Origin of the sequence: Corynebacterium urinipleomorphum, from assembly GCF_900155535.1 — a bacterium.
In the GTDB taxonomy this organism is placed as follows: domain Bacteria; phylum Actinomycetota; class Actinomycetes; order Mycobacteriales; family Mycobacteriaceae; genus Corynebacterium; species Corynebacterium urinipleomorphum.
Genome location: NZ_LT706962.1, coordinates 206,275 through 215,789, shown reverse-complemented (window position 1 = coordinate 215,789; position 9,515 = coordinate 206,275). Strand labels below are relative to the sequence as shown.

Annotated in this window: 10 protein-coding genes; 3 read left to right on the top strand and 7 right to left on the bottom strand. The window is 66.1% G+C overall.

Features of this window, described 5'->3' with window-relative positions:
• A partial coding sequence (locus CZ338_RS11015; RefSeq protein WP_235839382.1) for a M20/M25/M40 family metallo-hydrolase occupies positions 1–561 on the bottom strand: 561 nt, incomplete at its 3' end.
• A gap of 41 nt (positions 562–602) precedes the next feature.
• Between CZ338_RS11015 and CZ338_RS01765 the strand changes: the two genes are divergently transcribed.
• From CZ338_RS01765 to dapD, 3 genes are all read left to right on the top strand, one after another.
• Positions 603–1,532, top strand: coding sequence for a succinyltransferase (locus tag CZ338_RS01765; RefSeq protein ID WP_087116504.1), 930 nt, complete (start codon positions 603–605; stop codon positions 1,530–1,532).
• Positions 1,533–1,634: 102 nt separating this feature from the next.
• Positions 1,635–3,005, top strand: coding sequence for an amino acid permease (locus CZ338_RS01760; protein ID WP_087116503.1), 1,371 nt, complete (start codon positions 1,635–1,637; stop codon positions 3,003–3,005).
• A gap of 117 nt (positions 3,006–3,122) precedes the next feature.
• The gene (gene dapD / locus CZ338_RS01755) at positions 3,123–4,088 is read left to right on the top strand and encodes a 2,3,4,5-tetrahydropyridine-2,6-dicarboxylate N-succinyltransferase (RefSeq protein ID WP_087116784.1); all 966 of its coding nucleotides are present in this window, start codon (positions 3,123–3,125) and stop codon (positions 4,086–4,088) included.
• A gap of 250 nt (positions 4,089–4,338) precedes the next feature.
• Here the strand turns inward: dapD and CZ338_RS01750 are convergent, their stop codons facing one another.
• The 6 genes from CZ338_RS01750 to CZ338_RS01725 all read right to left on the bottom strand — a co-directional run bounded on the left by CZ338_RS01750 (position 4,339) and on the right by CZ338_RS01725 (position 9,502).
• A complete protein-coding gene (locus CZ338_RS01750) occupies positions 4,339–4,971 on the bottom strand; it encodes a GtrA family protein (RefSeq protein WP_235839381.1) in 633 nt (210 codons plus the stop codon).
• Between the two features lie 93 nt (positions 4,972–5,064).
• Entirely contained in the window at positions 5,065–6,168 is a 1,104-nt protein-coding gene (gene dapC, locus CZ338_RS01745; protein WP_087116499.1) for a succinyldiaminopimelate transaminase, read from the bottom strand.
• Between the two features lie 5 nt (positions 6,169–6,173).
• The gene (gene fdxA / locus CZ338_RS01740; RefSeq protein WP_087116497.1) at positions 6,174–6,497 is read right to left on the bottom strand and encodes a ferredoxin; all 324 of its coding nucleotides are present in this window, start codon (positions 6,495–6,497) and stop codon (positions 6,174–6,176) included.
• A gap of 46 nt (positions 6,498–6,543) precedes the next feature.
• Positions 6,544–6,939: a hypothetical protein gene (locus CZ338_RS01735; RefSeq protein ID WP_087116495.1), complete on the bottom strand. Its 396-nt coding sequence runs from the start codon at positions 6,937–6,939 to the stop codon at positions 6,544–6,546.
• 9 nt (positions 6,940–6,948) lie between these two features.
• Positions 6,949–7,860: an N-acetyl-1-D-myo-inositol-2-amino-2-deoxy-alpha-D-glucopyranoside deacetylase gene (mshB, locus tag CZ338_RS01730; RefSeq protein ID WP_087116493.1), complete on the bottom strand. Its 912-nt coding sequence runs from the start codon at positions 7,858–7,860 to the stop codon at positions 6,949–6,951.
• Complete coding sequence (locus CZ338_RS01725; protein ID WP_087116491.1) at positions 7,823–9,502, bottom strand: ABC transporter family substrate-binding protein; 1,680 nt, start codon at positions 9,500–9,502, stop codon at positions 7,823–7,825. Before CZ338_RS01725 ends, mshB begins: the two co-directional genes overlap by 38 nt.
• Positions 9,503–9,515 lie beyond the last annotated feature (13 nt).

Sequence of the window (9,515 nt, the reverse complement as noted above, 5' to 3'; positions counted from 1 at the left end):
CGCGCGCGCCGAGTGGGCGCGGGTGCCGTGCGCGACCGCTTTGACGCGGATGCTGCCCTGGCAGCCGGCCTCGATGATGCCGCCGGACGGTTCGCCGAGCAGCGCCAGCGAGCCCTGCAGGAGCTCCGGCGCGTCGTACTCGAGATGCGCGAGACCGTTGTACGTCGCGGCGACTTCTTCCGCCTCGTAGCAAATGAGGGTGAGGTCGAACGCCAAGTTGTCGGCGTTGCACAGCGCGGCGAACGCGTGCAGGTAGCAGGCCATGCCGGACTTCATGTCCACGGAGCCGCAGCCCCACAGGATGTCACCCTCGACGTGGTGCGGGACGTTGTCGGCGATGGGCACGGTGTCGATGTGCCCGGCCAGCACGATCCGCTCGTCCAGCCCGCGGTGGGTGCGCGCGATGACGGTGTTGCCGCGGCGGATCACCTCCACCCCCTGCAGCGCCTCGAGGGCGGCCTGGATCGCGTCGGCGATCTCCTCCTCCTCGTGGGAAGGAGAGGGGATGTCGATCAGGGCTTTCGTCAGCTCGACAGGGTCAGCAAAAAGGTCCAGTTTCACGTCGGTGATCCTACCGGCGCGCGGGCACGTACGATACAGCCATGCCTCAAGGAGCACGCGCCACAGGAATCGCCCACATCGCCGCCGACGGCACCGTCCTGGACAGCTGGTTCCCGAGCGTCCAGCTTGCCGACGACATCCCCCACCCCCACACCCGCCGCGTCAGCGCCAACGAGCTCTCGCCCCGGCTACTGAACTTGGTGGGCATGGACCGCGACAGGCACGTGGAAGTGGTGCCGGTGCGCACCGAGATCGCCGACCTGTCCGCCCCCGCCATCGACGCGCACGACGTGTACCTGCGCCTCCACCTGCTGTCCCACCGCAAGGTGAAGCCGCTGGAGATCAACATGACCGACGTGCTCGACCACCTCGTGCCTGTTGCGTGGACGAACAAGGGGCCGTGCCTGCCCGACGACTTCGAGTACGTGCGCACCAACCTGCGTGCCCGCGGCACCATTCACGTCTACGGCATCGAGCGCCTGCCCCGCATGGTCGACTACGTCGTGCCCACCGGCATCACCATCGCGGAAGCGGAGCGCGTCCGCCTCGGCGCCTACCTCGCAGAGGGCACGAGCGTGTACCGCGAAGGATCCGTCTCCTACAACGCCGGCACCCTCGGTCCCGCCCGGGTGGAGGGCCGCCTGTTCTCCTCCTGCGTCATCGGCGCCGGGTGCGACATCGGATTGTCGTCCTTCGTCATGGCAGAGACCACCGACGGTCACAACCGCACTCCCATCCGCATCGGCGAGAACTGCGTCATCCGCCCGTCAGCGGGACTCATCGACTTGAACATGGGAGACCGCTGTGAGCTCGGCCCCGGCGTGATCCTCCAGCCCGGCACCATCGTCTACGACACTCGCAACCCCAGCGAGAAGGCGTACGTCCCGGCACGGACTATCACCGAGCAGTCGGACTGGACCATCACCCACGAGCCTCACAGCGCCACACCGGTCGTGCGGCACCGGGTGTAGGGGCTGGGCAACGGGGCGTCGATAAGCGTGCTTTCTCTCTTCGCCCTGCATTTAATTCACCCCCAATTATTGGCTTGTGCCCAGGGTTTCTACACTTAACTCATGTCGAACACCCTCAATAGCGGACTCAAGGTCCGCCACCTGACCATGATGGGTCTGGGTTCAGCCATCGGCGCCGGTCTGTTCCTGGGCACCGGCGTGGGTATCCAGGCAGCAGGCCCCGCTGTCATCGTCGCTTACGTCATTGCCGGTGCCGTCACCGTGTGCATCATGCAGATGCTCGCCGAGATGGTGGCCTCCCGCCCCTCCTCCGGCAGTTTTGCCACCTACGCCGACCAGGCATTCGGCGCGTGGGCGGGCTTCTCCGTGGGCTGGGCGTACTGGTTCATGCAGGTGCTCATCATCGGCGTGGAAATCACCGGCGCCTCCGCAATCATCTCCGGGTGGTTCGGAATCGCGCCGTGGATCCCGGCGCTCATCGCCGTGGTGTTCTTCTCCGCCATCAACCTGGCCGCCGTCCGCGGCTTCGGCGAATTCGAGTTCTGGTTCGCGCTGATCAAGGTTGTGGCGATCATTGTGTTCCTGGTCATCGGCATCCTCATGGTCATCGGCCTGTTCCCGGGCTTGGACGCCGTGGGCACCAGCAACATTGAGGGTGTCGGCTTCATGCCTAACGGCATTGGCGGCGTGGCCACCGCAATGCTCGCCGTCGCATTCGCATTCGGCGGCATCGAGCTGGTCACCATCGCGGCCGCGGAGTCCGAGAACCCCAAGGACGCCGTCGGCGCCGCCATCCGCTCCGCCATCTGGCGCATCGCGGTGTTCTACATCGGCTCCGTTCTGCTGATCATCCTTCTGCTGCCGTACGAGCAGATCGCCGGCGCCGACTCCGCCGCCGAGTCGCCGTTCACCCTCGTACTGGACAAGGCGAACATCTCTGGCGCCGCGACGATCATGGAGGTCGTCATCGCCCTCGCTCTCCTGTCGGCGTGCAACGCTCAGATCTACGGCAATTCCCGCCTGCTGTACTCCATGGCACGCGGCCACGACGCACCCGCCTACTTCGCGCAGACCAACCAGGCCGGCGTGCCGGTACGCGCCGTGATCGTGTCCATCCTCTTCGCGCTCGTCTCCGTGGGCCTGCAGTGGTGGAACCCTCCGGGGCTGCTCCCCTTCCTCCTCAACGCGGTCGGTGGCATCCTCATCGCCATCTGGACAATGGTGATCCTGTCGTACATCCGCCTGCACCCGCAGCTCGTCGCATCCGGCGAGATCACCGAAGTCCGCATGTGGGGCTACCCGTGGCTGCCGTGGCTCACGCTGGCCACGCTCGGCGGGTTCATCCTGCTCATGCTCTTCGACGCCGGCGGCCGCACCGAGCTCATCTCCGCCATCGTCGTGGTCACCACCATCGTGATCATCAGCTTCATCGTGCACCGCGGCAAGGCGACCCAGTCGTCCCATTTGGCCTAGCCGAGACCGCGTTGAACTCCACACTCCAACTGACAATCTTCTAAGCTATGCACGGCTGGCGCTTCGCGTTGGCCGTGCATTCGCATGAACCGTGAAGAGAAAGAACTGATTGCTACCATGACCACCGCATTCGCTCGAGGCCTGGCCACTGTCACCCACGATGGGACCGTCCTGGATGTCTGGTATCCGGCACCGAAGATCGGTGAATCGGTGGCATCGACAGGCACGACACGCCTGGAGGAAACCCCGCAGCAGTTCGCCAACCTCGCGGGCCCGGACGAGGAGCGCGGTGTAGCGCGCATCCCGGTCGCGACCTCCATCGCGGACATCTCCGCCGCACCTGTTGACGCTTACGATGCCTACCTGCGCCTGCACCTCCTCTCCCACCGCCTGGTCAAGCCGCACGGCGTCAACCTCGACGGCGTGTTCGGCCTTCTGGCCAACGTTGTCTGGACCAACTACGGCCCCTGCGCCGTGGCCGACTTCCAGGTTGTGCGCGGCCGTCTCGCCGCACGCGGCCCCGTAGTGGTCTTTTCCGTGGACAAGTTCCCGCGCATGGTCGACTACGTCGTCCCGTCCGGCGTGCGCATCGGCGACGCCGACCGCGTCCGTCTCGGTGCACACCTGGCTGAAGGCACGACCGTCATGCACGAGGGCTTTGTCAACTTCAACGCGGGCACCCTTGGCGCGTCCATGGTTGAGGGCCGCATCTCCGCCGGCGTCGTCGTCGGCGACGGCACCGACATCGGCGGCGGCGCGTCCATCATGGGCACCCTGTCCGGCGGCGGCAAGGAGACTATCAAGATCGGCGAGCGCTGCCTGCTCGGCGCCAACGCGGGCATCGGCATTTCGCTTGGCGACGACTGCACCGTCGAAGCCGGCCTCTACGTCACCGCCGGCACGAAGGTCGTTCTGTCCGCCGACATCGCCGAGGCCGTGGGCAAGTCCGAGGGCGACACCGTGAAGGCCGTGGAGCTCTCCGGCGCCAGCGGCATCCTGTTCCGCCGCAACTCCGTCACCGGCGCCGTTGAAGCCGTCAAGGCGAAGGGCGTGGAGCTCAACGCAGAGCTGCACAAGAACTAGTTCCACGGATAACAACCCGGAGCTGACGGCCCTGCGCTGACGGCCCAGAGCTAATGGACCTGCGCTAACGCCCTAGAGCGGTCCCCAGCCGATCTACGCGGTGATTTCGATGACACCCGACCATATTCCTTGCGACAAAATACCAGGTCGGCAGCCATTGAGGCCGCGCTGATGTCATCGAGATCCACGAAGCCCTCAAATACGACAACTGCCGGCGGACCTACGGTCCCCGGCAGTTTCTTCGTCTGGGCTACATCGCCCCGCTAGTTCGGACGACTTTGGGCTTCCGGAACGTCCAGAGCTTGTTGATGATGAAATTCACGGGCATAGCGATCAGCGTCGAAATTGCCTGCGCCCAGTAGGACTTGGTCCGCAAACCACTGGAACCGTCAAAGATGTGGTCGGGCAAGCCGAACGGCGTTGTCGGGTTCATGAGCAGCGTCATGCACGTCAACGACACCACAAAGGCGACGAGCCCCGTGGCCAGGAACGGGAAGAACCCGCGTAGCCAGGACTTCTTCACCATGCCACCGAATGTCCAGCTGCGGTTGAGCTGGTAGTTCCACGTGTTGGCGAGAAGAAAAGCCAGCGAGGACAGCAGGTGGTACCAGCGCACGTTCCAGCGGGTGGAACCGATCTGGGCGACTACGTCGTCGGCACCGAGCCCGAAGCCGTGCAGAAGAGCCTTAGACGCCAGGTAAAAAACTAGGAAGTTCACCAGCACGCCGGATCCGCCGACGATTCCGAATTTGATGAACTCCCGGAGGTTGTTCTTCAGACGGACTGCGGTGCTTCCGCCGCGTATCGCGCTGCCCGTGCTCTCGTTGAGGGTCAACCCCCGGCCACCTTTCATCGTCTGCACAGTGCCCCGATCAAGGGCCAAACTCCGAATAGTTTAGTCCCCCGGGGACAGCGAAATGAAAATGTCGGGCGTCTGTGTGGCGGAGTAGACAGCCCGGTCAAAGTCCAGGAAGGGTTACTGCGTCAAGCGGCGGGCGGCCTCAGCGATTTTCGCGTCGGTGGCGGTGAGGGCGATACGGACGTGCTCCGCCCCCGCGGGGCCGTAAAAGTCGCCGGGGGCGCCCAAAATGCCACGGTCGGCGAACCAGTCTAGGGCCTCGCGGGAATTCATGCCGTCGCGGCGTACCCAGAGGTAGAGGCCGGCATCGGAATCGTCGACGGTGAACCCGGCCGAGGGCAGCGCCTTGAGCAGCTCGACACGTCGCGCAGCGTAGACGGAGCGCTGGACCTCCTCGTGCAGGTCGGACTCCAGGGCCGCGACCATGGCGTGCTGAATCGGCCCCGGAACGATGAGGCCCGCGTGCTTGCGCACCTCGAGCAGCTCTTGGACTAGGGCTTCGTCGCCGGAGATCGTGCCGGCGCGGTAGGACGCCAGGTTTGAGGTCTTGGACAGGGAGTGCAGGGCGAGAAGGCCTGTGTTGTCCCCGTCGGTGACGGACGGGTGGAGCACAGAGACGGGCTCGGCGGACCAGCCGAGGTAGAGGTAACACTCGTCGGAGGCGATGATCGCGCCGGTTTCCCTGGCGAACGCGACCCAGGCGCGCAGCTGATCAACTGACGCCACAGCGCCGGTGGGGTTCGACGGGGAGTTGAGGAAGACGAGGGCAGCGTCGCGGGGGGCGTCCGCGGGGTCGTCGCAACGCACGACGTTGCATCCTGCGATGAGTGCGCCGACTTCGTAGGTGGGGTACGCGACCTCCGGGATGACCACGGTCTGGCCGCGCAGGCCGAGCAACGTGGGCAGCCACGCGATGGCTTCTTTCAGGCCGATCGTGGGCAGCACGGATTTCTCGCTCAGACCCGCAATGCCGAAGCGCCGCTCGAGCGCGGTGACGATGGTGGCGCGCAGCTCCGGCGTGCCCATGGTCTGCGGGTAGCCGGACGCGGCAGAGTTCTCGGCGAGCGCCAACTGGATCGCCGGCGGCACAGGGTCGACGGGCCCTCCGACGGACAGGTCGATCAACCCGTCCGGGTGGGACGCGGCCTTAGCCTTGACGTCGGCGATGGTGTCCCACGGGAAATCGGGCAGGACGTGGCTGAGCGAGCGGCGCGACCCCATCTCCCCTACTCCTGGTTCATCGGCGGCAGCGCGGCCACGAACGGGTGGTCGAAGTCCTTCGGGCCTTCAGCGGCGGCGCCACCCGGTGAGCCGAGCTCGTCGAAGAAGCCGACGTTGGCATCGTAGTAGTCGTTCCATTCCTCGGGCAGGTCATCTTCGTAGAAGATCGCCTCGACCGGGCATGCGGGTTCGCAGGCACCGCAGTCCACGCACTCGTCAGGGTGGATGTAGAGCATGCGCTTGCCTTCGTAGATGCAGTCGACCGGGCACTCTTCAACGCAGGCGCGGTCCAGAATGTCGACGCAAGGCTCAGCGATGATGTAGGTCATGGGGTGGTGTCACTCCTCGTCTGGCTGAAATTCTCACAACAGTATGTCACTTCCGCGCCACGATGGGCCACACGGCCCCGCCGCTCGCCGTGGCGAGCAGGACGGCGCAGCGAATCTTATTTTCGGCGACCATCGCTTGCGTCACCTCGGGGCCGATCGCGAGCAGCGCGAAGCTGCAGATCCACACCAGCAGCGGCACGAGGGCGAGGAGCGTGCGGTCGCGCACCCAGAGCAGCGCGGTGCGCGTGAACACGGCCCCGAGGCCCGCTGCGGCGAGGATCGAGGGAATGCCATAGAGCACGCTTATCGACGCCACCTCCACCAGCACCGCCATCCCCGCCCCCACGCTGATCCAGGTGAGACCGGAGCGGGCCTCCGCGGCGGTGAAGTCGGTGCGGACCTGCGGGCGGCGTTGAGCTCGCGGCGGGTCGGTTTCGGCCATGAGAAAATCTTAAAAATCGAGTCCGCTGGCGATGTCGGCACCGTGGTCGAGCGGAAGACCCGCACCGATGCAGTAGTGCTCGCGCCGGATGATGGGCTGCGCGATGAGGTTGGACAGAGCATAGGTAGTCACCGGGCCGCAGGCGGTGGCGGAATGGGGGTTGGTGGGGGAAATGGAGCCGTCGGCAAGCCAAATTTGCGTGGCGTGCGCCTTCATGGCTTCGGCTTTGGCGGCGTAGACCACGTCGTCCATCTCCACCCACGTGTCGGTGCTGTCCACGGCGTCGAGCTCACCCGGCGCGGGGCGCGTCCAACCATCGGGGATCCTGTCTGCGAAATTGGCTTCAAGTTCTTCTCGCAGGCGGGCGGCCCACAGAATGCGCGGAATGTCGATCTGCTCGGCAGCGAGGTGCGTGATCTCGTGCGCGCGGATGTGGTCGGGGTGCCCGTACCCGCCGTTCGGGTCGTAGGTGAGCACGAGGTGCGGGGCCTCGCGCCGGAAGATGTCCACGAGGTCGTTCACGGCACGCTCGCCGGAGTTGACGAAGGCGCGGGGATTCCTGCTCGCCGGCGACCCGGCCATGCCGGAGTCCCGGTAGGTGCCGGCGCCGCCGAGGAACTCACCGCGCACACCGAGAATCTCCAGTGCCCGGGCAAGCTCGTGGATGCGGAAGCCGCCGAGCTGGTCCGCGTTGTCGTTGACCAGTCCCTGGTAGGTCTCCCCGATGACCTCGCCTTCCTCGCCGAGGGTGCAGGTGACCACGAGGACGTCAGCTCCGCGGCGCGCCAGGTGCGCGAGCGCACCGCCGGTGGAGATGGACTCGTCATCCGGGTGGGCATGCACCGCCACCACTCGTAGGCCCACGAGATCGCGTGCCGTGCCGCTACCCTGCTGCTGGTTCAGGTTCGTTGAGTTGCTCATCTGCTCCACCTTCGTTCTTGCTTACTGCCGGTCGCTGAGTCTTCCACCGTGCTGCACCGGCGATTCCCTCGCCCCAGTTCTCCAGTTGGGGTGCAGGGCCAATGATGCCCTCGCCGAGCACCATGATGCGGCGTTCGCCGAGCAGCGGCACCCACACAGCCTCGCGGCGGAGGGTCTCGGACACGGCCGCGCGGGCCTCATCGGCAGGGATGCGCCCGGTGAGAATGTCGTCGGCGAGACCGCGTGTGGACGGCAGACACAGGCCGCTCAGATTGCCGGAGAGGAACTGCTCGTTCTGCGGGGCGCACTGCACCTTGCTGGCCCACACACCCGGGCCGCCGTCGATCGACCAGCCGACGACTGCGTCTATGGTGCCCGCGCGTAGGCGTTTGGCGGTCTCAGCGGTGTCAATAGCCACGGCTTCAGCGTTGATGCCCGCGCGGGCAAGCAGGTCGGCGAGAGCGCGGGCGGCCGGCATGGCCTGGTCGTCGCGCGGATCCGCCGCGATGCGCAGGGTGCCAGATTCTGCGACTGCGGCGCGCAGCGCTTCCGGCTCACCCTCCAATGGTTCTGTCGGCGCGGCGGCAGCCAGGTCGCGTTCGCGGCCGGCGGCGATGCGGGAGATGAGGGGGACGTCGATAAGCGAAGCGAGCTCTCGGCGCGCATCCTTGGAACCGAGGATGGACGAATTGACGGAGAAAGTGACGCCCAGTTCGCGCGGGCCCTCGATGAGCTTCAGCTGAGCGCCGGGGATGAGCGAGTACGCGTCCCACGAGGTCTCCCCCGGCACGTGGTCGACGAACGCGAGCTGGCCGGAGCGGATGCGGTCGGCGGTGAGGTTCGTGGATCTCACGAAATTGAGCGTGAGCAAGTCGATGCCGGCGGGATCCGGCGCCCAGAAACGGTCGTTGCGCTTGAGAGCGATGACACCGGCGCCGCGGTCGACTTTGTCCACCATGTACCGCCCAGCGGACGCCGGGATCGTGTTGCTCAGAGCTGTGGCAAAATCAGCCGCGCGCGAATCAAGCAGGTGGGACGGCAAAAGGTGGGTGAACAGCTCCGGCCACGTGGTCACAGGTTCGTCGAAAATCACGTCGACGGTCTTCCCGCTGCCGCTGACTTGGATGTCGCGGATCGCGCGGTACCCGGCGGGATCGATGACTCCCGGTGTGGACACCATCCCGCGCCACAGGTACACAAAGTCGGCGCCCGTCACTGGGCTGCCGTCCGACCACTGCGCTGCCGGAGCAATGACGTAGCGGACCGTCATCGCAGGAGGTTCTGGCGCGCCGGGCTCGGCCGAGACTTGCTCCTGAGGCAGCACGTCTGCGGAGACCAGCAGGTCATGGTTGATTCCGCCCGGATCGAAGGCGCTGGGGAGCGTGAGCGCGGCGAGGTCCTGGACCGTCGAATTGTCATCGGCGGCCAAGTGCGGATTCAGCCCGTTGCGCAGCGGCTGGACACCGACATTCGCCTCGGTGCGCGCCGCCGGCTGCACGGTGGTCGTGGCGGTCTCCGTGGTCGTGGGCTCCTCCACGATCGGCGGTGGCCCAGGCTGAGCGGAGCACGACGACAACACCCCCAGTGCGAGAACAGGGGCGAGAATTCTCGTCGCTGCAGCTCTGCAACTGGGGGTGCGCATGGCCACTAATGCT

Coding starts and splice junctions, on each gene's coding strand:
- dapD (WP_087116784.1), top strand. CDS start 3,123: ATGACCACCGCATTCGCTCGAGGCCTGGCCACTGTCACCCACGATGGG.
- dapC (WP_087116499.1), bottom strand. CDS start 6,168: ATGGGGTCGCGCCGCTCGCTCAGCCACGTCCTGCCCGATTTCCCGTGG.
- CZ338_RS01765 (WP_087116504.1), top strand. CDS start 603: ATGCCTCAAGGAGCACGCGCCACAGGAATCGCCCACATCGCCGCCGAC.
- CZ338_RS01760 (WP_087116503.1), top strand. CDS start 1,635: ATGTCGAACACCCTCAATAGCGGACTCAAGGTCCGCCACCTGACCATG.
- CZ338_RS01725 (WP_087116491.1), bottom strand. CDS start 9,502: ATGCGCACCCCCAGTTGCAGAGCTGCAGCGACGAGAATTCTCGCCCCT.
- CZ338_RS01735 (WP_087116495.1), bottom strand. CDS start 6,939: ATGGCCGAAACCGACCCGCCGCGAGCTCAACGCCGCCCGCAGGTCCGC.
- fdxA (WP_087116497.1), bottom strand. CDS start 6,497: ATGACCTACATCATCGCTGAGCCTTGCGTCGACATTCTGGACCGCGCC.
- mshB (WP_087116493.1), bottom strand. CDS start 7,860: ATGAGCAACTCAACGAACCTGAACCAGCAGCAGGGTAGCGGCACGGCA.